14 protein-coding genes are annotated in these 21966 nt (G+C 65.0%); 11 read left to right on the top strand and 3 right to left on the bottom strand.

All coding sequences use genetic code 11. The features are described from left to right. Positions 1 to 108: 108 nt before the first annotated feature. Positions 109 to 2487 carry a plasma-membrane proton-efflux P-type ATPase gene (locus PKKP23_RS05485; RefSeq protein ID WP_126876098.1) on the top strand — a complete coding sequence of 793 codons (2379 nt, stop codon included), beginning with the start codon at positions 109 to 111 and terminating at the stop codon, positions 2485 to 2487. A 14-nt stretch (positions 2488 to 2501) separates the two neighbouring features. On the opposite strand, the gene PKKP23_RS05480 is transcribed toward PKKP23_RS05485, so the two are convergent. The 3 genes from PKKP23_RS05480 to PKKP23_RS05470 are packed head-to-tail and all read right to left on the bottom strand — an operon-like array spanning position 2502 to position 8443. Then, a complete protein-coding gene (locus PKKP23_RS05480) occupies positions 2502 to 3935 on the bottom strand; it encodes an efflux transporter outer membrane subunit (RefSeq protein ID WP_126876097.1) in 1434 nt (477 codons plus the stop codon). Continuing rightward, entirely contained in the window at positions 3932 to 7147 is a 3216-nt protein-coding gene (locus PKKP23_RS05475) for an efflux RND transporter permease subunit (RefSeq protein ID WP_126876096.1), read from the bottom strand. The genes PKKP23_RS05480 and PKKP23_RS05475 overlap by 4 nt, the downstream gene beginning before the upstream one ends. Positions 7148 to 7159: 12 nt before the next feature. Further along, on the bottom strand, positions 7160 to 8443 hold the full coding sequence (locus PKKP23_RS05470; RefSeq protein ID WP_126876095.1) for an efflux RND transporter periplasmic adaptor subunit: 1284 nt from the start codon (positions 8441 to 8443) through the stop codon (positions 7160 to 7162). Positions 8444 to 8775: 332 nt separating this feature from the next. Between PKKP23_RS05470 and PKKP23_RS05465 the strand changes: the two genes are divergently transcribed. From PKKP23_RS05465 to PKKP23_RS05420, 10 genes are all read left to right on the top strand, one after another. Continuing rightward, positions 8776 to 9525, top strand: a complete 750-nt coding sequence (locus PKKP23_RS05465; protein ID WP_126876094.1) for a response regulator — start codon at positions 8776 to 8778, stop codon at positions 9523 to 9525. Then, positions 9509 to 10810, top strand: a complete 1302-nt coding sequence (locus tag PKKP23_RS05460; RefSeq protein WP_126876093.1) for an ATP-binding protein — start codon at positions 9509 to 9511, stop codon at positions 10808 to 10810. The genes PKKP23_RS05465 and PKKP23_RS05460 overlap by 17 nt, the downstream gene beginning before the upstream one ends. 115 nt (positions 10811 to 10925) lie before the next feature. Further along, on the top strand, positions 10926 to 11180 hold the full coding sequence (locus tag PKKP23_RS05455) for an MbtH family protein (protein ID WP_126876092.1): 255 nt from the start codon (positions 10926 to 10928) through the stop codon (positions 11178 to 11180). 33 nt (positions 11181 to 11213) lie between these two features. Further along, the gene (locus tag PKKP23_RS05450) at positions 11214 to 12005 is read left to right on the top strand and encodes a thioesterase II family protein (RefSeq protein WP_126876091.1); all 792 of its coding nucleotides are present in this window, start codon (positions 11214 to 11216) and stop codon (positions 12003 to 12005) included. Continuing rightward, positions 12002 to 12988: a TauD/TfdA family dioxygenase gene (locus tag PKKP23_RS05445; RefSeq protein ID WP_126876090.1), complete on the top strand. Its 987-nt coding sequence runs from the start codon at positions 12002 to 12004 to the stop codon at positions 12986 to 12988. The genes PKKP23_RS05450 and PKKP23_RS05445 overlap by 4 nt, the downstream gene beginning before the upstream one ends. Before the next feature lie 100 nt (positions 12989 to 13088). Then, complete coding sequence (locus PKKP23_RS05440; protein WP_126876089.1) at positions 13089 to 14525, top strand: cupin domain-containing protein; 1437 nt, start codon at positions 13089 to 13091, stop codon at positions 14523 to 14525. 158 nt (positions 14526 to 14683) lie between these two features. Further along, a complete protein-coding gene (locus PKKP23_RS05435; RefSeq protein ID WP_126876140.1) occupies positions 14684 to 15547 on the top strand; it encodes a YqcI/YcgG family protein in 864 nt (287 codons plus the stop codon). Between the two features lie 99 nt (positions 15548 to 15646). After that, complete coding sequence (locus PKKP23_RS05430; protein WP_126876088.1) at positions 15647 to 17338, top strand: cyclic peptide export ABC transporter; 1692 nt, start codon at positions 15647 to 15649, stop codon at positions 17336 to 17338. Continuing rightward, entirely contained in the window at positions 17335 to 18171 is an 837-nt protein-coding gene (locus PKKP23_RS05425) for an ATP-binding cassette domain-containing protein (protein WP_126876087.1), read from the top strand. Before PKKP23_RS05430 ends, PKKP23_RS05425 begins: the two co-directional genes overlap by 4 nt. 191 nt (positions 18172 to 18362) lie before the next feature. Beyond that, complete coding sequence (locus PKKP23_RS05420; RefSeq protein ID WP_126876086.1) at positions 18363 to 21956, top strand: condensation domain-containing protein; 3594 nt, start codon at positions 18363 to 18365, stop codon at positions 21954 to 21956. Positions 21957 to 21966 lie beyond the last annotated feature (10 nt).

The raw sequence follows: 21966 nt of genomic DNA, 5'->3' as shown, positions 1-21966 counted from the left end.
AGCAGCAGAGCAACTACGCCGGCCGCTACGTCGCTCTTCGTAGAAGTGACGCGACGATCGTCAGCACGGTGGCCGGCGCGCCCCAACCACCGCGGACCGCTCCTCACAATGACAATCGCCGCTAAACCTCCCGCTGACACCGCAAATGCGCTGCCGACCACCGACCGCGCAACAGGGCTTACGTCGGCAGAGGCTGAGCGTCGCCTGCAAGCATTCGGCGTCAATGCTATCGAAGAGGTTCGCACACCGCGATGGCGCCAGCTTCTCGGCAAACTCTGGGGACCCGTGCCCTGGATGCTCGAAGCGGTGATCGTGCTACAGGTCATGCTTCATCGTGGCGAGGAGGCGCTGGTCATCCTGTTCCTGCTTGCTTTCAATGCCCTTGTTGCCTCCATCCAGGAAGGGCGCGCGCAAAGCGCGCTGACGTTGCTGCGACGGCAATTGCAGGTCAACGCGCGCGTGCTGCGCGACGCGCACTGGGGCCGTCTTCCCGCCGCGCAACTGGTTCCTGGAGATGTGGTGCACGTGCGAGCAGGCGACATCGTCCCCGCAGACCTCGTTTTGTTCGATGGCGCAGTGACGCTGGATCAGTCGGCCCTGACCGGTGAGTCCCTCGCCGTCGATGCAAGCCCCGGACAGCCCGCGTACACCGGGTCGATCGTGCATCAGGGCGAAGCCAGCGGCGAAGTCACTGCCACCGGCTCGCGAACCTACTTCGGCCGGACGGCGGAACTCGTGCGCACGTCCAATGCCCCCAGCCATATGCAACGCACGATCTTCTCGATCGTCAAGCGCCTCGTCGCCTTCGACCTCGTGCTTGTAGTATTGGTCGTCTTTTACGCCGCGACGCATGGTTTGCCGTGGGGCGATACCGCGGTGTTTGCGTTATTGCTGCTCGTCGCGTCGGTTCCGGTCGCCTTGCCGGCGACTTACACCCTGGCTACGGCTCTCGCGAGCACACGTCTTTCGAAACAGGGGGTTCTCGTTACGAGGCTGCCTGCGGTAGAGGAAGCGGCGGCAATGGATACCCTTCTGTCCGACAAGACCGGTACATTGACGCAGAACAGGCTGTCCGTCGCCGGGGTCAAGGCATTGGCAGACGTCGACGAGGCCACCGTCTTGCGCGCGGCAGCAATGGCCAGCGACGATGCCTCTCAGGATCCCCTCGACCTTGCGATCCTTTCTGCCTATCGTACGAGCGCGCAATCTGCCCTTCTGCCCGCGCGCACGGATTTTCGGCCTTTCGATCCGGCAACCCGATTCAGCGAAGGCATCTATGTCGTCGATGGACAGGCGTGGCATGCGCTGAAAGGCGCGACCAGCGCAGTATTCGAACATTGCGGTGCCGACGTGGCGCAGCGTCAAGCCGCGCAAGACACGGGGCGGGCGTTGGCCGCTGGGGGCGCGCGCGTGCTCGCGGTTGCGGCGGGTCCGGCGGGCGCGATTCGCCCGATCGGCCTGGTGGGCCTCTCGGACCCGCCTCGGGACGACGCTGCCGAACTCATCGCAAAACTCGGCAAGCTTGGCGTGAGAGTGTGCATGGCCACCGGCGACGCACTGGAAACAGCACGGGCAATCGGACAACGACTTGGGCTGGGCACACGTATCTGCGTTGCGCGCGAAGACGACTTACGACAACCCGAAAAATGCGACATCTTCGCTCGCGTGCTGCCTGAAGAGAAGCACGCCATTGTCAGCGCGCTGCAACAGGCAGGACACGTCACGGGGATGACGGGCGACGGCGTCAATGACGCACCTGCGCTGCGGCAGGCGGAACTCGGTATCGCCGTGGCGAGTGCCACCGATGTGGCCAAGGCCGCAGCAGGCGTCGTGCTGACCGATCCAGGCCTGAGCGGTGTCCTGACCGTGGTCGGTATGGGGCGAGAAGTGCACCGACGCATGCTCACGTACATTCTCAACAAGATAGTCAAGACACTTGAGATCGTCGTTTTCCTCACACTGGGTCTCTGGCTCACCAAAGGCTTTGTGATTTCACCGCGGCTGATCGTGTTACTGCTGTTCGCCAATGACTTCGTTACGATGAGCATCGCAACCGACCGCGTTCTACCGGCAAGCCAGCCACAACGCTGGCGAGTCGGGCAACTGGTCGGCGCCGCGGGCGTGCTCGCAGCGGTTTCGCTTGCGTTCACGCTATCGCTGTATGGCGCGGCGCGCACAGAGTTCGGGCTGAGTGCCGGGCAGATGCAAACCATGGTGTTCCTGCTGCTGGTATTCACCACGCAGGCCAACATCTACGTACTCCGCAACGACGGACCCATGTGGGCGTTCGCTCCCGGTACGCTCATGGCGTGGGCCAGCGCCATCGACGTCGTCCTGGTGAGTGTGCTGGCCGTAACCGGAACGCTGATGGCAGCAGTCCCACTGGAACTCGTCGGCGCCCTGATCTGTGCCGTTGCCGTGTTCGCTCTGCTTCTCGACCGAATCAAGAGCGTCGTGTTACGGCGCTTTATGTTCGGCGGCGCGTAACCGACGCTCGCGCGTCATGGATCTTGCGCCGCCACCGCACTCGTCTCCGACCACCCGCCGCCCAGCACCTTGTACAGCGTGATCAGGTTCGACTGCTTGGCGAGCATGTCGGTGACGAGTTGCTGTTGCGCGGTGTAGAGCGTGCGCTGTGCGTCGAGCAGCGTCAGGAAGCTGTCGGTGCCGCTGCGGTAGCGTGCCTGCGCGAGGTCGTAGTACTGCTGCGCCGAGCCCACGTAGTCGCGGTCCGCAGCCACCTGCGTGACGTAGGTCGTGCGTCCCGCGAGCGCGTTGGACACTTCCTTGAACGCCGTCTGGATGGCCTTTTCGTAGTTGGCGATGTCGATGTCCTTTTCGACCTTCGCCACGTCCAGCGAGGCGCGGTTGTAGCCGAAGTCGAAGATGGGCACCGAGATGGACGGCGCAAACGTCCACGCGCCCGTGCCGGCCTTGAAGAGGTTCGAGAGGCTGCCGCTCGTGGTGCCCGCCGAAGCCGTCAGCTCGATCTTCGGAAAGAACGCGGCCCGCGCCGCGCCGATGTTCGCATTGCCAGCCTTCAGCGTGTGCTCCGCTTCGACAATGTCGGGGCGGCGCGTGAGCAGATCCGACGGCACGCCTTCGCCAATGTCCGCAAGCGTGTTCTCGCTTTCCATCAGCGACGGGCCCTGCGGCAGATCGTCGGGCAGCGGCGCGCCGATTTCGGCCACGAGGTTGTTGCGGTCCTGCGCCACCGCACGCGTGTACGAGGCGAGGCTCGAGCGCGCGCTGGCAAGCGAGTTTTCGGCCTGGCGCACGTCCTGCAGCGACGCGCTGCCCATCTTCATCATGCTGACCGTGAGGTCGTAGGTGTGCTGGTCCGCGTCCACGGTGTTCTGCGTGATCTGCAATGAAGCTTCGTCGGAGAGCAGTTGCAGATAGTCCGTGGCGACTGTCGCGATCAGACTGATCTGCGTGCTGGTGCGCGCGGCGTCCGTCGAGAGATATTGCTCCAGCGCCTGGCGCTTCAGGCTGCGCAGGCGGCCGAAGAAGTCGATTTCCCACGACGTGAGGCCCACGCTCGCGCTGCTCGAACTGTAGGCGCTCGTGGAGCCTTCCACGCGTTCGCGCGTGACCGAGCCGGATGCGCTGATGGTCGGGCCGATGTTCGCGCGCGCAATGCGGTACTGCGCTTCGTACTGCGCCACGTTGAGCGCGGCGACGCGCATGTCGCGGTTGTTGGCGAGCGCGAGTTCGATCAGCTTTTGCAGGCGCGGATCTTTGAAGAAGTCGCGCCAGCCGAGGTCGGCACCCAGCGGTGCCGCAGCCGTACCCTGCGCGGGCTTCTGCTGCGCCGGCGCGGGCACGGTGGACCAGGTGCTGTCGACCGGCGCGGCCGGGCGCTGGTACGTCGGGTCGAGCGTACAGCCTGCCAGTGCGGCCGCACAGAGAAGGGCGATCAGTGTGCGTTTCATGCGTTGCCCTCGTTGATGTCAGCGGAGTCCGTGGTGTGACCGTGTTCCTTGAACAGTCTGCGCACCACGACGAAGAAGACCGGTACGAAGAAGATGGCGAGCACCGTGGCCGCGATCATGCCGCCCGTGACGCCCGTGCCGATAGCGTGGCGCGCGCTGGCGCCGGCGCCCGTGCTGATGACGAGCGGCAGCACGCCGAACACGAACGCGAGCGAGGTCATCAGGATAGGTCGCAGACGCATGTGGGCCGCTTCGAGCACGGCATCCACAAGGCTGTGCCCTTGCGCCTGGAGGTCCTTCGCGAACTCGACAATCAGAATGGCGTTCTTCGTGGAAAGCCCGATCGTGGCCAGCAGCCCCACCTTGAAGTAGATGTCGTTCGCGAGTCCGCGCCCGTGAGCGGCAAGCAACGCGCCCAGCACGCCGAGCGGCACGACGAGCAGCACGGCGAGCGGAATCGACCAGCTTTCGTAGAGACCTGCGAGGCACAGGAACACGACGACGAGCGAGATCGCGTAGAGCGTCGTAGCCTGCGAGCCGGCCTGCTTCTCCTGGTAAGACTGTCCCGTCCATTCCAGAGCGAAGCCGGGCGGCAGTTTGTGCGCGAGCTGCTCGACCGCGTTCATGGCCTCGCCGGTGCTCACGCCAGGCCGCGTGGCGGCCGAAATGCCCATGGCGAGCTGCCGGTTGTAACGCTCGATCTGCGGCGGCCCGAACGTCCAGTGGCTCTTTGCGAACGACGAGAACGGCACCATCGTGGAGTCGTAGCCTGTGGTGCTCGTCGTCGTGGTGGAAGACGAGGACGAGCTTGAACCCGAACTCGACGAAGAGCTGGACGACGAACTGCTGGCCTTGACGTACCAGTTGCCGAGGTCCGTGGGCATCATGCGATACGGCGCGTCGGACTGCACATAGACCTTCTGCACGCGCCCCGTGTCGATGTAGTTGTTCACGTAGGACGAACCGAACGCAGTCTGCAACGTGTCGTTGACGTCGGAGATGGAAAGCCCCAGCGCGTTGGCTTTTTCGCGGTCGATGTCCACCTTCAACTGCGGCGTGTCTTCAAGGCCGGACGGGCGCACCATCGCGAGCGTCGGCTCTTGCGACGCCATGCCGAGGAACTGGTTGCGTGCCGCGAGCAGCTTGTCGTGGCCAGCGTCGCCACGGTCTTCTATCTCGAAGTCGAGGCCGCTTTGCGTACCCAGTTCCTGAATGGCGGGCGGATTCAGCACGAAGATGCGCGCATCGCGATTGCCGGCGAAATGCTGATTGGCGCGCGCGATGATGGCCTGTGCGCTGTCATGGGCGCCGCGCTGGCTCCAGTCCTTGAGGTCCACGAACGCAATGGCGTTGTTTTGTCCTTCCCCGTTGAAGCTGAAGCCGTTGATGGCGATGATCTGCTTGACGCCCGGCTCGTCTTTCAGCACGTACTGCTCCACGGCCTCCACCGTCTTCAGCGTGCGCGAGGCCGGCGTGCCCGCGGGCGCGCTGATCGACACGATGAAGTAGCCCTGGTCTTCGTCGGGCAGGAACGAGGAGGGCAGCGTGACATAGAGCAACGCCACGATGCCTGCGATCACGCCGTAAAGGAGCATGTAACGCGCGGGCCGCGCGACCACGCGAGCGAGCGTGGAACTGTAGCCCGCGTTGCTCTTTGCGAACCACCGGTTGAACCAGCCGAAAAAGCCGCGCTTTTCGTGGTGCTCCACGTCGATGCGCTTGAGCAGCGTGGCGCACAGCGCCGGCGTAAGCGTGAGCGCGAGCATGACGGACAGCAGCATCGCCGAGACGATGGTGATGGAGAATTGCCGGTAGATCGCGCCCGTGGAGCCCGCGAAGAACGCCATGGGAATGAACACGGCGGTGAGCACCGTGGTCACGCCGATCAGCGCGCCGGTAATCTGCCCCATCGCTTTCTGCGTGGCTTCCTTCGGGCCCAGCTTTTCCTCGCTCATGATGCGCTCGACGTTTTCCACCACCACGATGGCGTCGTCCACGAGCAGGCCGATGGCGAGCACCATCGCGAACATCGAGAGCACGTTGATCGAAAAACCGATCATCGACATCACGCCGAACGTGCCGAGCAGCGCAACGGGCACCACGATGGTGGGAATCAGCGTGGCACGCACGTTTTGCAGGAACAGGTACATCACGAGGAACACCAGCACGACCGCTTCGAACAGCGTCTTCACGACCTCTTCGATCGAGATGCGCACGAACGGCGTGGTGTCGTACGGATAACTGATCGCGACGTCCTTCGGCAATTGCGGCTGGATTTCGGCGAGCTTCGCGCGCACGGCGTTGGCTGCGTCCAGCGCGTTGGCGCCCGTGGCGAGCTTGATGGCGAGCGCCGCGGCGGGCTTGCCGTTCAGGCGCGACGACGTCTCGTAGCTGTCGCCGCCCACTTCGACGCGCGCCACGTCCTTCAGCAGCACGCGTGAGCCGTCGGTGTTCACGCGCAACAGGATGTTGGCGAACTGATCGGCCGTGGTCAGAAGGCTCGACGAGCGGATGGTCGCGTTGATGGCCTGCGAATCTGTGGCCGGCGACCCGCCTACCTGCCCCGAGGAAAGTTCGACGTTCTGGTTCGTGATAGCCGTGGTCACGTCCGAGGTCGTGAGTCCGAAGCTATGCAGCTTCACGGGGTTGAGCCAGATGCGCATGGCGTGCTGCGCGCCGAACAACGTCACGTCGCCCACGCCGTTCAACTGCGAAAGCGGATCTTCGATCTGCGTGGCGATGATGTTGCCCAGGTCCACCGAATTCCAGGTGCCGCCCGGCGACGAGAGCGCGACGATCAGGAGGAAGTTCGTCGATGCCTTCGCCACCTGCACGCCTTGCTCCTGCACGGTCTCCGGCAGGGTAGGCGTGGCCTGCGTCACCTTGTTCTGCACCTGAACCTGCGCGATGTCGGGATTCGTGCCGGGATTGAACGTCAGCGTGATGGTGGCCTGCCCCGCGGAACTGCTCGTGGACGACATGTACAGCACGTTGTCGATGCCGCTCAGCTTCTGCTCGATCACCTGGGTCACGGTGGCCGCGACGGTGTCGGCGGAGGCGCCGGGGTAGGTGGCCGTTATCTGCACCGAGGGCGGCGCGATGGTGGGGTACTGCGCGACAGGAAGAGTCGTGACCGCCGCCGCACCCACCAGCATGATGACGATGGCCATGACCCACGCGAGAATGGGACGCTTGATGAAGAACTCTGCCATGCCGTTCTCCGCCTAGCGTTGTGCCGACACGGCCGAGGCCGTGTCGGCAGCGGATGCGTCGGCCGCATCGGATGCGGCGGGTGCGGCGGATGCCGCTTTCTCCTGCGTCTGCGACGTATCGGCGGCTACCTTGACCGGCGCGCCCGCATGCACGCTTTGCAGACCGCTCACGATCACGCGGTCGCCTGCGTGCAGGCCCGACGTCACGATCCACTGGTCGCCGAACGCGTTGTCGGCCACCACCTGCACCTGCTGCGCCTTGCCGGCCGCGTCCACCACGTAGACGCTCGCCTTGCCGTCCGACGCGCGTGTCACGGCCATCTGCGGCACGAGTATCGCGTTGTCGTTCTCGCCCTCTTCCAGACGGGCGCGCACGAACATGCCGGGCAGCAATTCGCGCTCGGGGTTCGGGAACGTGCTGCGCAGCGTGACGGAACCGGTGGTGGCATCCACCGTGACGCCGGAGAACTGCAGCGCGCCGGGGTGCGCGTATTCGGTGCCGTCTTCCATCACGAGCGTGACGGCGGCGCTGTCGGTGCCCGTCTTCTTCAGTCGACCGGAGGCGAACGCCCTGCGCAGCTTCAGCCATTCGGTGCTGGGGCGCGTGACGTCGAGGTACATCTGGTCGAACGCCTGGATGGTAGCGAGCGCCGTAGTCTGGTCGGAGGTGACGAGCGCGCCTTCCGTCACGGTCGATGCGCCGATGCGCCCTGAAATAGGCGCCCGCACGCGCGTGTATTCGAGGTTCACACGCGCGGATTCGAGCGCTGCCTCGTCGGCTGTCACGGTGGCGGCGTCCTGGTGGACGGCGGCGACGGCGTCGTCGTAGTCCTGCTTGCTCACGGCGTTGATCTTCACGAGTTCCGTGTAGCGGTCCGCTTTCGTCTTCGCATCGGCCAACGTGGCGCGCGCGTTTTCGAGCGTGCCGCGTGCCTGGTCGTAGGCGGCCTGGTACGTGGCCGGATCGATCTGGTACAGCACCTGGCCCGCCTTCACGTCGCCGCCTTCCACGAACAGGCGCTTGAGGATGATGCCGCTCACCTGCGGGCGCACGTCGGAGACCTTCTGCGAGGAAAGGCGGCCGGAGAGTTCGGTGGTTTCGACGATGTGCTGCGGCGCGAGCGTGAGCACGCCCACCTGGGCGGTTTGGGCGGCGAAGCCGGCGGGCGGCCCGCCAGCCTGCTTGCTACAGCCGGCGGTGCCGAGTATCGCGAGCATCGAGAGCGCGGCAAATAGCCGCCGCGGCTTGCACGTCATGCGGTGGTGCGCGTGGTTCGGGAGGATTGGCGTCTTCATCTTTGACCTGTTTGGACATCGCGATGGCTCGCGATGCGAGAACGGGACGGCACCGGACGCTTCAGTGGCACTTCAGCGGCACCCCAGCGGGACCGGTGCTGGGCAAGGCGTAACGCTACCGATGGCGCATTTTTTCGTGCTTACGGAAACTTACTGTTCAGTGACGCGCCAAGACAGATGAAATTGACGAGGGGGTGGCTTTCGGCGTGCGAAACACCGGGCCGCGCGGCATTTACCTCGCGCGGGCGCAAATCTCAGTAATATTCCGAAAGCCAATCGGGCCTTCTCCGGGCTACGATTACCCCGTCCCCACCTCGCCCCGAACGACCGAAGTGCACGCTCCAGCCCTCTCTGACTCCGCGCTGCAAGTCCTGCTCGTCGACGACGACGCCGAGCTGCGCGACCTGCTGCGCAAGTTCTTCCAGCAGCGCGGCATCGCTTTCTCTGTCTTGCACGACGCCACGAATCTGGCGCGGCGGCTCGAGCGCGAGCGTCCGTCCATCATCGTGCTGGACCTCATGATGCCGGGCGTGGATGGCCTCACCGCGCTCAAACAGTTGCGCGTCAGCGGCGACACGATTCCGGTCATCATGCTGACCGCGCGCGCGGAAGGCGTGGACCGCGTGCTGGGTCTTGAACTCGGCGCGGACGACTATCTCGCCAAGCCGTTCATGCCGCAGGAACTGCTCGCGCGCATTCATGCGGTGCTGCGCCGCCAGGGCCGGCCGCAAACCACGGCGGCGCAGGAGAAGCGCGTGCCGTGCAGGTTCGGCCGTTTCGAACTGGATTTCTCGTCGCGCACGCTGCTGTGCGAAGGCACGCCCGTGAAGCTCACCGGCGGCGAGTACGCGCTGCTCGAAGTGCTCGCCTCGCATCCCATGGAAACACTCTCGCGCACGCGGCTCATCGAACTGCTCTACGGTCCGGACGCCGAAGTAACGGAACGCGGCATCGACGTGCCGGTGTGGCGCCTGCGCCGCCTGATCGAAGACGATCCGTCCAATCCGCGCCGGCTTCAGACCATGCGCGGCGTGGGCTACATGTTCATTCCCGACAGCCCGGCCGATGAAGAATCCGTTTGATTCGATGTTCGGTCGGCTCGTCATCTCCACGGTGGGCCTGCTCGTGCTGGTTCACCTCACGTCGCTGCTGCTGATCGAGCGAAGCCGCGCGAGCCTCGCCGCCTTCCATATTTCGCGCGTCGTAGAAGCGGCTGCGAGCATGGGCGGGCAGGAGAGCGGCGAGCGGTCGGTGGCGAACATCCTCGGCATTTCGTTCGTGGACCTGAAGAAACTGCCGGCCGCCGAGGCGCAGCGCTTTCGCGTCGACACGATCGGGCCCATCGAACGGCAACTGCGGCACGTGCTGCCGCCGGGCACCCACGTGGCAATGGACAACGACGGCACGCTGCGCGTGCTCCCGGCAGGCAGCACGCGCGGCATCGTGCTGCCGCAGGCAGACGTGCCGCTCTACCGCTTCACCGGCGCGCTGGCGTTGACGTTGGCGTTTGCTGTCGTGGTCGCGGTGGTGCTCGCGTGGCGGTTCAACGGGACGGTACGCGACCTCGCCGCCGCGGCGCGCGAGCATCGCATGGGCGTTCATGCGAGCCTCGTGCGCAAGCGCGGACCGCGTGAGGTGCGCGAGTTGATCGACGACTTCAACGACATGACGCGCGAACTGGCCGAGGCCGAGCGCGAGCGCGCCGTGATGCTCGCGAGCATCGCGCACGACCTGCGCACACCGATCACGCGCATGCAGGTGCGTGCGGACCTGCTGACCGACCGCGCCGATCGCGACGGCTTTCTGCGCGATACCGAATCCATGTCGCGCGTCATCACGCAGTTTCTCGACTTCGCCCGCGAGAGCCCCGAAGGTTCGCCGCAGATCAGCGTAGACACGCACTGCCGCCGCGATTACACCGATGCACTGAGTCCCGGCGGCGAACCCGACGCGGATGCGCTCGTCACGCTCGATCTGCACGCGGGGCCGGACTTCATGCTGCCCACGGTCGATATCGACCGCATCCTCTCGAACCTCGTCGAAAATGCGCTGACCTATGGCGAGCCGCCCGTCGAGATTTCGACGCGAGCGCACGAGGACCATTACGAACTCGTGGTGCGCGACCATGGTCCCGGCGTGCCCGAGCTTGACCTCGACCGCGTGCTGCGCCCGTTCGTCCGGCTCGATCCCGCGCGCGGCGGCACCGCGCACAGCGGTCTGGGGCTCGCGATCGTGCGCCGCCTCGTCCGCCATCACGGCGGCACGCTTCAGGTCTCCAACGCGTCCGATGGCGGACTCGTCATCACGATGACCTTTCCGAGCCGAAGCCGCCTCACGAGGAGTGCGGGTACAGGCTCGCGCCCGTAAGCGCCAGCGCTCCACAAAAAGTAACTTGACAGCGTGCCTTGCTCTATCCATCATCACGTAAATGATAATGACTTGCATTCGCATTCATTTGAAACGTGCGGAGGATGGAAAAATCATGAGCTGGGGCGACGAAAACACGCAGTTTGTCGTGGTGGTGAACCACGAAGAGCAGTACTCGATCTGGCCGGAATACAAGGCGATTCCCGCCGGTTGGCGTGCCGCGGGCAAGTCGGGATTGAAGGACGAATGCCTCCGGTGGGTGGACGAGGTGTGGACCGACATGCGTCCGTTGAGCCTGCGCAAGGCGATGGCGCAAGCCGATGCGCAAGCAGGAGAGGCGTCGCGCGGCGCCGGAACGGCGGCTGTCTGAGCGATGCGCGCCGCGACGCAAGAGGTTGGGGTTATGCCGCCCATCACGCTCGTTTGCCTTGCGCATGCAGGCGGCAACGCGGCGCTCTATCGGACATGGCCGCGTCAGTTGCCTTCGTTCATCGACGTCATGGCGATCGATCTGCCCGGCCATGGCGTGAAGCGCGACCGCCCGCTTCTGGCCGACTGGCCGTCTCTCGTTAGCTCGGTGGCTGACGAGGTCGCGGGCACCCTCGATACGCAGACCCCGTTCGCGATTTTCGGCCACAGCATGGGCGCCCTCGTGGGCCTCGAACTGACCCACGCGCTGCGGCAGCGCGGGCTTCCCGGCCCCGTCTGGTTCGGTGCGTCGGGAACCGTTTCGCCCGCGCGTCGGGGCATCGAAACGCACTGGCTCGCGGCTCGATCCGAGGTTCTTGTCGAGCGCCTGCGCGTGCGTGGCGGGACGCCCGCGGCGCTACTCGACGACCGCGAGTTCATCGATTTCATGCTGCCCGCCCTGCGTGCCGATTTCCATTTGTGCGGGGTACATCCCGCTCATCTCGCCATGCGAGTGGCCTCGGGCAGTCAGCCGCTCGACTGCGCGATCGACGTCTTCATCGGACGTGATGACCCGGCAACGCACGATGTGGCAGACGTCGAAGCGTGGTCCCACGAAACGAGGGACCGTTGCGCGATTCATCGCTTCCCCGGCGGGCATTTCTTCATCACCGAAGACGCAGACGCGGTACTTGCCGCCATAGCCGCCGCACTCGAGGCCGCGCCGGCACCGGGCGAAGCGAAGTGCGCGGACGCTGCGCCATCTTTCGCGAGAGAGCCTTCATGACGCTATTGACCCATACGGTTGCGCTCAGGGAGCAGGTGTTCGAAAGCAACGGCACGCGTCTCGCGGTGATCGAGGCCCAAGACGGCCGTCCGCTCGATGAGAGTCTGGCGGTCTTGCGCGCGCGTATCGAGGCGGCGTTGTCGAGTCACGGCGGGGTGTTGTTGCGCGGCTTTCATCCTGCGGGAGTCGGCGGCTTCGACCGCTTCGTCTCGCATTTCGGTCGCGCGCTCGACTACGAATTCGGTTCCACGCCGCGAAGCCGCATCGAAAATGGCGTCTACTCCTCCACGGAATATCCCGCCGACCAGTGGATCGATCAGCACAACGAGCAGTCCTATACGCGCCATTGGCCCGCGCGCATCTGGTTCTACTGCGACGTGGCGTCGGCACGGGGCGGCGCCACGCCCGTGGCCGACAGCCGGCGCGTGTACGAGCGGCTGTCGCCGTCGCTGCGCCGGCGTTTCGCCGAGCGCGGCGTCATGTACGTGCGCAACTATGGCAATGGTCTGGACGTGCCATGGCAGCAGGTGTTTGGCACCACTGAACGATCAGGCGTGGATCGTTATTGCCGCGAGCGTGGCATCGAATACGAATGGCTTGACGATGGCGAGGCGCTGCGTACGCGCGAGGTCTGTCCGTCGGAGCTGTGTCACCCCGTTACCGGCGAGCGCGTCTGGTTCAACCAGGCGCATCTCTTTCATTTCACGAATCTGCCGCAGGCGCTGCGCGAAGCGCTGCTGGACGTTGTCGACGAAGACCGTTTGCCGCGCAACACCTGTTTCGGCGACGGCACGCCCATCGAAGCCGCCATGCTCGACGAGATTCGCGCCGTCTATCGCGAAACGATGCTCTCGTTCGACTGGCATGACGGCGATCTCATGGTGCTCGATAACGTGCTGATATCGCATGGCCGCGCGCCATACGAGGGCAGGCGCCGTGTGCTCGTTGCCATGACGGGCGAGTCGGGCGCAGCCACGCCATAAGGGCAGGGACGGCAAATGCAAACGCAGACGCGAACGCAATCGCGCTGCTCGTATCGCTCGAAATCGAGGATGGCAACCTGGAGAACTGGAGAATGACCCGATGACCACGCATTCCAATTCGCTTCCGCTCTTCGACTTTTCGCCGTTCGAGGGCAAGAGCGAGCACTACGTCTCGCTCATCAAGGCATTCGCGGCGGCTGCGCCCTTTCGCAGCGCAACCGTGGATGAACTCGTGCTGGACGACGACTTTCATCGTCGGCCGCTGCGTCCCGAGGACTTTGCGTTCCTCAAGTTCATGAAGCCCGTGCGGCCGCACAACGTGAGCCGTCTGGCGGCACTGGCCTCCGGCCGCACGTTGATGTCGATCTACGAGCTCGACATTGCCCGCGCTCCGGCAGGCAGCGGTCCCGACTCATGGCGGCGTTTCACCGAATTCCACGATGAGAACACGCGCGTACTCGGCGCACAGATCGTCCCTTTTCTGGAGGCCTACGCATTCGAGTACTTGAGCAAAGACGTCGACGCGGGTGAGTCGGTGGAGAGGGCAAGCGCACGGCTCGCAGCCATCGTCGACGCCGAACTTGCCTTCTGGAGCGACACGTTCGCGCGCCTCGTCGCCAACGACTATCTCGAAGAAGGGCTGCGTTTCATCATGGTTCAACGCTGGGCGCTCGCGGTATCGAAGCGCCGCGCGCTGGCACGTGCGCAGGCGAGCGGCTTCTTCGATCTGCTTGCGCCAGCCGAGCGTCCGACCTTGCATGCCGCAACGCCCGACGACGCATTGCTGGAACGCGTAGCGGCTGCAATGGGCGTAACGGGCCGTCAGCACGCCTACTGGCAGTTCTATCTGCCGACGAGCACCGCGAAATGCAATCTGCTCTACGCGCTGGCGCGCCGACCGGACCGTGCGTTCGGGCTCGTCGGCGCTGCCTTTGGTGCCGAGGCCGAGTGGCTCGCGTTCGGTCTCGCACTGGAGCGCGCCTGTGCCCATTTGCAGCCCGCAGGCAGGGCACCGGCAGAGGCAAAGACCCTCAAGAACGAACTTGTTCAGCGCTGCGCGAAAGCGCTGCGGCGTCTAGCCGTGGAGATGGGCGAGCAGGCGCACGGCCAGTGCGTGCAAGGCATCGTCGCGGCCGAGCGGCTGGCCGAGCGCGCGCGCTGGGATCTCGGCGAGCAGTTGCGCTGGCTCTCCTCGATTCGCCATTACGTTGCGTTCGCGCATCGCATCAGCGCGCGCATCGATGCCGAGTATCCCGACATCGATCGCGAAACGTTCATCGAGCCGATGGAGATGTGTTCGACCACCCACGTGCACAACGATCATCGGCTCGTGACGATCGAAGAAGGCGACATGCTGTTCTGGGGCAACGTCGGCATGCAGCTTGAAATGCACATCGGCGACAAGGTGCTGATTCCTGATGGTCGCCTGCATGGCTCCACCGTGACTTCGCACGAGTGCACGTACCACCAGCCGATCATTCCCGACGAGTGGGTCAATGCACTCGTTGCCGAACTCGATCAGCCGGCAACGGTTTGACGCCCGCGCAGGGCATTTTCCTCACCCGTGGCGCCGCATGAAAGATACCGAGACGAAAGGCGTCGCTTCCCCACGATTGCAGCAACGACGTTCCCGGCCCCAAGGCCCGGGAAAGCCCGCGCGCATGTCGCGCTCAAACGTGGAGCAGGAAGCGAATGATGGAAGCAGGCAATGGAGGCGCGTTCGGCCAGATGCCGGGCGGCCGCCCGGGTCCCCTGGCGTTCGATGCAGGCGATTGGCGCAGCCGTGTCATCGCAGGGCGCACAACGGGCGCTACGGCGTCGATTCCCGAGTGGCTCGCCGCATCGTATTCGACGCTGCGCGCACAGGTGCTGGACCCGGCGTATCCGTGCTTTTTCGGCACGATAGCGGAGCGGCGCGGCGAGATGTTCTATTCGTTCGTCAACGGCAAAGACACGCGCGAACTGCCCGCGACGATGCAAACGTTCGCGACGCTCTCGGCTCAACCGCAGTACCGCAGGAACAATCTGGCCGTGTTCTTCGAGCCCGACGTGCAGCCGCTTTCGCACAGCGCTTATCGCGAGTTGTTCTGGCGCATCCTGCAGCAGCTGCACGACGTCGACCCCGACGCGCAGGCCGACGAACAGCCGGACCCGATGGAAGAAGCATGGGAGTTTTCATATGCCGGTGTGCAGATGTTCGTGGTCTGCGCGTGCCCTTCGTTTCGCGCACGCCGCAGCCGCAACCTGGGGCCGGGCATGGTCCTGCTGTTTCAGCCGCGCTCGGTCTTCGTCGATACGATCACCAACAAGGTTATTGGCCGCGAGGCGCGCAACGAAGTGCGCAAGCGGCTGGATGCGTGGGACGAGATTCCCGCACATCCCGATCTGGGTTTTTTCGGCGATCCCGGCAATCTCGAATGGAAGCAATATTTTCTCGAGGACGCGAACGTGCCTGCGGGCGATCGTTGCCCCTTTCTCAAACGCATGCGGCAGGCGCACGAACACAAACACGAACATGCTTCTGCAACCACGAGCGGCCGTGGCGAAGAGGACGCGTAAGGGCTTGCTGCGCGGACGCGGGCCGGCAATGAACACCCGCGCCTGCAAGAAGCCGTTGCCACGGCATGTCCGCGCACCTCTCGTCATCAAAGGAAATACATGTCCTTACTTCTGCATCTGGTAAGCAAATCGCGATGGGCGCTGGCCGTCGCGCTCGCGGCGAGTGTCGCGGGCGGCCTCGGCAATGCTGCGCTGCTCGCGCTCGTCAATCAGGCGCTCAGTGCGGCGCCCGAGCAGCTCACGCGCCTTGGCTGGCAGTTTCTGGCGGTCGGCGTCGTGGTCGTGGCCATGCGCACGCTCGCGCAGTCGCTCTTCATGTGGCTGGGGCAAAAGGCGAAGGCGACGCTGCGCATGCGCACCATCCGGCGCATTGGCGAGGCGTCGTATCCGCATCTGGAAAAGCAGGGCGCGGCGCGCTCGCTCGCCGTGCTCACGCAAGACCTGGATACGATCGTCGTGTTCTTCGTGAGCCTGCCTTCGCTCGCGATGCAAAGCGCCGTGATCGTGGGCTGTCTCGTCTATCTCGGTTATCTGTCGTGGCCCATTCTGGCCGTGGCGGTTGTTTCCATCGTGCTCGGCATGGCGGGTTTTCGTTATGCACACACGCGCGCGATGTTTCATCTGCGTAGCTCGCGCAAGCGCGAGGACGATCTCGTCAAGCACTTTCGCGCGCTCTTCGACGGCGCGAAGGAACTGAAGCTGCACCGCGAGCGCAAGCGCGCCTTTATCGACGACACGCTCGAAACCAACGTCGAAGCGGTGCGCGTGCAGCGCACGCGCGGCTATATGCTCTACGCGGCGGCATCGAGCTGGGGCAACTGCATTCTGTTCGCCTTCATCGGCCTCACACTCTTCGTGTTTGCGCGTCACATTCGCGTGGACGCGCACGTCATGTCGGGCTACGCCATCGTGTTCGTCTACATGATCATGCCCATCGAGGCGGTGCTGTCCGCTATACCGAACCTCAGTTCGGCACGCGTGGCGCTGGAACGCATCGAACAGGTCAGCGCGGAACTGCCGCCCGAAAAATCGCTCGCGCCGGCCGCCGTCAAACCGTTCTCCACGATTGCGCTGCAAGGTGCGACCCACCGCTATTTCCGCGAGAAGGAGAACGAGGTCTTTACGCTCGGTCCAATCGATCTCGCGTTTCGTCCCGGCGAGGTGGTCTTTCTGATTGGTGGCAACGGCAGCGGCAAGACCACGCTCGCGAAGATGCTCGTCGGCCTTTATGTGCCGGAAAGTGGCCACGTGCTGCTAGACGGCAGTCCCGTGGAGGAGGCGCAACGCGATCTGTACCGCCAGCAGTTCTCGGTGGTGTTCAGCGACTTCTTCCTTTTCGAGAACCTGCTGGGCCTGCCGCAGCAAGGTCTGGATGCGCTCGCGCAGCAATTGCTGGAGGAGCTTCAGCTTGCCCACAAGGTGCGTGTCGAAGACGGCGTTTTCTCCACGCTCCAGTTGTCGCAAGGGCAGCGCAAGCGGCTCGCGCTGCTCGTCGCTTACCTGGAGGACCGGCCGTTCTATGTGTTCGACGAATGGGCCGCCGACCAGGACCCGCTGTTCAAAGACGTCTTCTACCGGCGCCTGCTGCCGGGGTTGAAGGCGAAGGGCAAGACCGTGCTCGTCATCACGCATGACGACCGCTATTTCTCGCTTGCCGACCGCTTCATCAAGCTCGATTTCGGCCGCATCGTCGAAGAAGGGCCGGGCGCCGCACTTGCGCGCATGCCGCTCGAAGCAATGCATTGCGCCGATCTGGCGGTGGCTCCTCAATCTGGAATGTCCGCATCATGAACGTCAACGCTTCGATTCTCTCCATCGGGCAACCCCGGCAACCCCGACAACCGCAGCGCGAACCGATGTACGTACTCGACAACGTATCGTTCGCCGTGGGCCCACGCGTGCTCTTGCAGCCCCTCACGCTGACGTTGCCGGCCGGTCGCGTATGCGGCCTCATCGGTCACAACGGCTCGGGTAAATCGACGCTGCTCAAGCTGCTTGCGCGTCAGCAGACGCCTACGTCCGGCACGCTCTCGTTCGAAGGGCGAGCGCTGCCCGAATGGGACAACCGCGCGTTTGCGCGACGCGTGGCGTATTTGCCGCAACAGCAGCCCGGCGCCAACGGCATGACCGTGCGCGAACTGGTCTCGCTCGGTCGCTACCCGTGGCACGGCGCGCTCGGCCGCTTCACGGGCACCGACCGTGACCGGGTGGACGAAGCCATGGAATTGACGGACATCGCTCACTTCGCGGACCGCCTCGTGGACAACCTCTCGGGCGGCGAGCGGCAACGCGCGTGGATCGCCATGCTGGTTGCGCAGGACAGCCAATGTCTGCTGCTCGACGAGCCCATCTCGGCGCTCGATATCGCGCATCAGATCGAAGTGCTCGATCTCGTGCGCACGCTCAGCCAGCGGCGTGGGCTGGGCGTCGTGGTGGTGCTGCACGACGTCAACATGGCGGCGCGTTTCTGCGACGAGCTCATCGCGCTCAAGCGCGGCACACTGCTCGCAAGCGGGGCGGCGCAAACGATCATCGAAGAAGCGACGCTTGCCGAAATCTACGGCGTGCCGATGGGCATCGTGCCGCATCCACGCGGCGGAGCGCCCATCAGCTTCGCGTACTGAAGCAGGTATCGGGCAACCCCAGCAAGCATCAAGCAGTCCCTACGCAGGCGTTCCGCAGAAACGCTGCGCCATTCCCCCGCAATGACGACGTTGTGCTGCCGCCAGTGCCTCGCAGGTACGCGCGGCGGTGCGAATTCGCATGCTCTTTTGCCATGCCCGACGCGAAGCATGGCGAAACCCAGGAGGAAAGGATGACTGTGATCGAAACGCGGCACTCCGTGAGCCCTGCCGCGAGCCGCGACGGTACGCGCCATGCTGAAGGTGTGATGAGCACGCTGCCGGCAGACGATCTGGTCTCGGCGTTGCAGGCCCATGTGCGGCAGCGTCCCGATCAGGTGGCAGTGCGGTTTCTTGCCGATGGCGAGTCGGATGCGCGCGAGTTGAACTACGCAGCGCTCGACGCCGGCGCGCGTCGTCTCGCGGCGGTATTGCGTAGGCACGGCGCAGCGGGCGATCGCGTGCTGCTCATGTTGCCGAGCGGCCTCGACTATGTCGTCTCGTTCTTCGCGTGCCAGTACGCGGGCATGATCGCGGTGCCCGCCTATCCGCCTGAAGCGCAGCACAGCGCGCATGTGGAGCGGTTGCGCCGTATGACGTCGGATTGCGCAGCGCGCATCGCGGTGCTCGACGCATCGTCTCGCGCGGGTCTTGCGGCGGCGGTCGCGGGTAACGGGCTGGGGGATGCGGTGCTCGTGGATGCCACGGCGCGCGACGTCGATCCAACCGCCGGGTTTTGCGTCGAGCACGTCGACCCGCAGGCGATTGCGTTTTTGCAGTACACGTCGGGGTCCACGGCGTCGCCGAAGGGCGTCATGGTGGGTCACGCGAATCTGTGCATCAACGTGGCAGTGATGGCGCACGCCATGGATTGCCGTCCCGGCGATCGCATGTTCTCGTGGCTGCCGCTCTATCACGACATGGGGTTGATCGCCGGCGTGCTGATGCCGCTGCTCTGTGGCTTTCCGGTCACGCTCGTCTCGCCGCTGCATTTTCTCGAACGTCCGGCGCGCTGGCTCACGGGCGTGGCGACCGAGCGGGCCACGCACACAGGCGGCCCCGACTTCGCGTTCCGGCTCTGTACAGAGCGTGTGCGCGACGCGCAGCTCGACGGTCTCGATCTGTCTTCGTTGCGCGTCGCGTTCTGCGGTTCCGAGCCGATTCGCCAGGTCACCTTCGACGGCTTCGTGGCCCGCTTCGCATCGCACGGCCTCGACCCGCGTGCCATGTACGCGTGCTACGGCCTTGCGGAAGCAACGCTGTTCGTTTCGGGCGTGAAGGCCGGTACGGGTGCTGCGGAGCGCCGTTTTTCAGCGTCCGCACTCGCCAGGCCCACGCCGCTCGCATTGCCGCCTGCAAGCGATGCTGACGCCAAGGCCGTGGTCGGCTGCGGTGGGCCGGCATGGGCCCACACGTTCGCGATCGTCGACCCCGACACGCGCGAACGCCTGAACGACGGGCGCGTCGGCGAAATATGGTGCAGCGGGCCTAGCGTGACGCAGGGCTACTGGCACAACGCGCAAGCCACGGCAGACACGTTTCTCGACGACACACCAGGTTTTCCCGGCCGATGGTTGCGCACTGGTGACCTGGGCTTCATCGACGCAGGCGAACTGTTCGTTTGCGGTCGCCGCAAAGACATGATCGTGTTGCGCGGCGAGAACGTGTACCCGCAGGATCTCGAAGCCGTGTTGGCCGATCGTGTCGAATCGCTGCGGCGTGGGCGCATTGCGGCGTTCCCGGTCGAAGGTGCAGAGGGTGCAGAGGAAGCCGAAGCGATCGGCGTGGCCGCGGAAGTGCCACGTGGCCGAGGCAGACGAATCGCTTCGGAGCGCATTTTCGCGGCGATTTCGAGCGCACTGGGCGAAGCGTTCGGCTACGAGGTCGGACTGATCCTGCTGCTCGAACCCGGCGACCTGCCGCGCACGTCGAGTGGCAAGCTGCAGCGCAGTGCCTGTTTTGACGCCTGGCGCAGCGCGGCGATCGTGCCGTTTGCGGTGCACGATGCGCGCCACCGCAGCCGCGACGCGATAGCGGCAAAGAAGCCGCATGACGAGCCACTAACGGCAACCGCGCGTGTCATTGCCGAGGTATGGCGCGACGTGCTCGACATACCGTTGCCCGGTGCATCGGACGATTTCTTCCTGCTCGGTGGCCGGTCGCTGCTCGCGCTGAAAGTGGCCGCACGGCTGCGCGAACGATTTGCACGTGACGTGCCGCCCGGTTTGCTGTTCGCCCACACCACGCCCGCCGCGCTCGGCGTCGCGCTCGACACGCGATGGTCCTCATTCACAGGCGATGTGCCGGCGCCCGCGGCTCTGGCACGACGCAGTGCCGGCGATGCGCCGCTCTCGCTGCCGCAGGAGCGCTTATGGGTGCTCTGGTGTCTCGATCCTCAGAGCGCCGCGTACAACGTGCCCATCACGCTCTCGTTCGACGGCCCGCCTGACATCGATGCCACGCGTGGCGCGATCGACGCACTCGTGCGCCGGCACGAAGCGTTGCGTACGCGCTTCGTCGAAGTGAGCGACGTGCCGCGTCAGCAGATCGTGCCGGCAGAGCAGTCGGCGTCGGCATGGACGTGGGACGTGGTCGATCTGGACGAAGCGTATTCGAAGCAGCGGGGCACACTCGATGCCGCGTTGTACGAACGCACGCGTACTCCATTCGATCTCCAGCGCGGTCCGCTTGTTCGTGCCACGTTCCTGCGGTGCGCGTCGCAACATGTGCTGCACATCGTCATGCATCACATCGTGGTCGATGGCTGGTCGATCGACATTCTGCTGCGGGAGTTCGCCGCGGCGTATCGTGCGGCGCGACGCGGCGAAACAAACGTGCTTGGCGCGCTTCCGGCGCTGCCCGTGCAGTACGCCGACTACGCTTCATGGCAGCGCGAACACTTCGCGGGCGAGGGGCGAGCGGTGTTCGACGCGCAGCTCGACTACTGGCGCACTCGCCTCAGCGGCTACGACCAGCCCATCGATTTGCCCACCGACCATGAGCGCTGCGCGCCATACAACCCGCGCGCTGCAAGTACACGCGTGCGCATTCCGGATGCGCTCAACGCGCGTCTCGAATCGCTTGCACGCGCCGAGCGCGCGACCCTCTTCATGGTGCTGCTCGCGGCCTTCTATGCGCTGCTCTATCGCTACAGCCACGCGCGCGACATCGTCGTGGCGGTGCCCGTTGCAGGCCGCGACCGCGTGGAAACAGATGGCCTGATCGGCTTCTTCGTGAACACGCTGGCCATGCGCGCATCGGTGAAGGGCTCCGATTCGTTCGTCACGTTGCTGCGTGCCGTACGCGACGACAGCACTCAGGCCCAGGCCAACGCAGACGTGCCGTTCGATCGCGTCGTGGCCGCGCACGGCGAACGGCGCGAGCACGCAAGCGGGCTCGCCTCGCATCCGCTCGCACAGATCAAGTTCGTGCTCCACGACGAATTCGCTACGTCGCTCGACCTGGACGGCGTGCGCGGCTCGCTCATGCAGACCGACGCAAGCACCGTCGAAGCGCGTTTCGAACTCGCGCTCGACGTACTGCGGCGCGGCGACGAAGGGCTCGACTGCGTATTCGCCTACGCGGCTGCGCTGTACGACGAGGCGTTCGTCGCGCAGTTCGCGCAGCACTACGTGGCGCTGCTCGACGAAGTGGCCGCGGCGCCTACGTGCGCGATTGCGAAATTCATGCTCGGCGAAGGCAAGACCGAAGGCGAGCCGAACGACGCGGCACTGAACAACGAACCGGCCGGCGCGGCGCAGCTCGCCGCCGGCACGTACCTGCACTAAGGACTGGGCC

The sequence above is a fragment of the Paraburkholderia kururiensis JCM 10599 = LMG 19447 genome (assembly GCF_003986935.1).
GTDB lineage: Bacteria > Pseudomonadota > Gammaproteobacteria > Burkholderiales > Burkholderiaceae > Paraburkholderia > Paraburkholderia kururiensis.
This window is presented reverse-complemented; position numbering and strand designations above follow the sequence as displayed.

What these genes read in the sequence shown, in the direction of transcription:
- PKKP23_RS05445 (WP_126876090.1), top strand. Translation starts at nt 12,002, where the DNA reads ATGACGCTATTGACCCATACGGTTGCGCTCAGGGAGCAGGTGTTCGAA.
- PKKP23_RS05470 (WP_126876095.1), bottom strand. Translation starts at nt 8,443, where the DNA reads ATGAAGACGCCAATCCTCCCGAACCACGCGCACCACCGCATGACGTGC.
- PKKP23_RS05485 (WP_126876098.1), top strand. Translation starts at nt 109, where the DNA reads ATGACAATCGCCGCTAAACCTCCCGCTGACACCGCAAATGCGCTGCCG.
- PKKP23_RS05420 (WP_126876086.1), top strand. Translation starts at nt 18,363, where the DNA reads ATGACTGTGATCGAAACGCGGCACTCCGTGAGCCCTGCCGCGAGCCGC.
- PKKP23_RS05425 (WP_126876087.1), top strand. Translation starts at nt 17,335, where the DNA reads ATGAACGTCAACGCTTCGATTCTCTCCATCGGGCAACCCCGGCAACCC.
- PKKP23_RS05480 (WP_126876097.1), bottom strand. Translation starts at nt 3,935, where the DNA reads ATGAAACGCACACTGATCGCCCTTCTCTGTGCGGCCGCACTGGCAGGC.
- PKKP23_RS05435 (WP_126876140.1), top strand. Translation starts at nt 14,684, where the DNA reads ATGGAAGCAGGCAATGGAGGCGCGTTCGGCCAGATGCCGGGCGGCCGC.
- PKKP23_RS05440 (WP_126876089.1), top strand. Translation starts at nt 13,089, where the DNA reads ATGACCACGCATTCCAATTCGCTTCCGCTCTTCGACTTTTCGCCGTTC.
- PKKP23_RS05460 (WP_126876093.1), top strand. Translation starts at nt 9,509, where the DNA reads ATGAAGAATCCGTTTGATTCGATGTTCGGTCGGCTCGTCATCTCCACG.
- PKKP23_RS05430 (WP_126876088.1), top strand. Translation starts at nt 15,647, where the DNA reads ATGTCCTTACTTCTGCATCTGGTAAGCAAATCGCGATGGGCGCTGGCC.
- PKKP23_RS05455 (WP_126876092.1), top strand. Translation starts at nt 10,926, where the DNA reads ATGAGCTGGGGCGACGAAAACACGCAGTTTGTCGTGGTGGTGAACCAC.
- PKKP23_RS05475 (WP_126876096.1), bottom strand. Translation starts at nt 7,147, where the DNA reads ATGGCAGAGTTCTTCATCAAGCGTCCCATTCTCGCGTGGGTCATGGCC.
- PKKP23_RS05450 (WP_126876091.1), top strand. Translation starts at nt 11,214, where the DNA reads ATGCCGCCCATCACGCTCGTTTGCCTTGCGCATGCAGGCGGCAACGCG.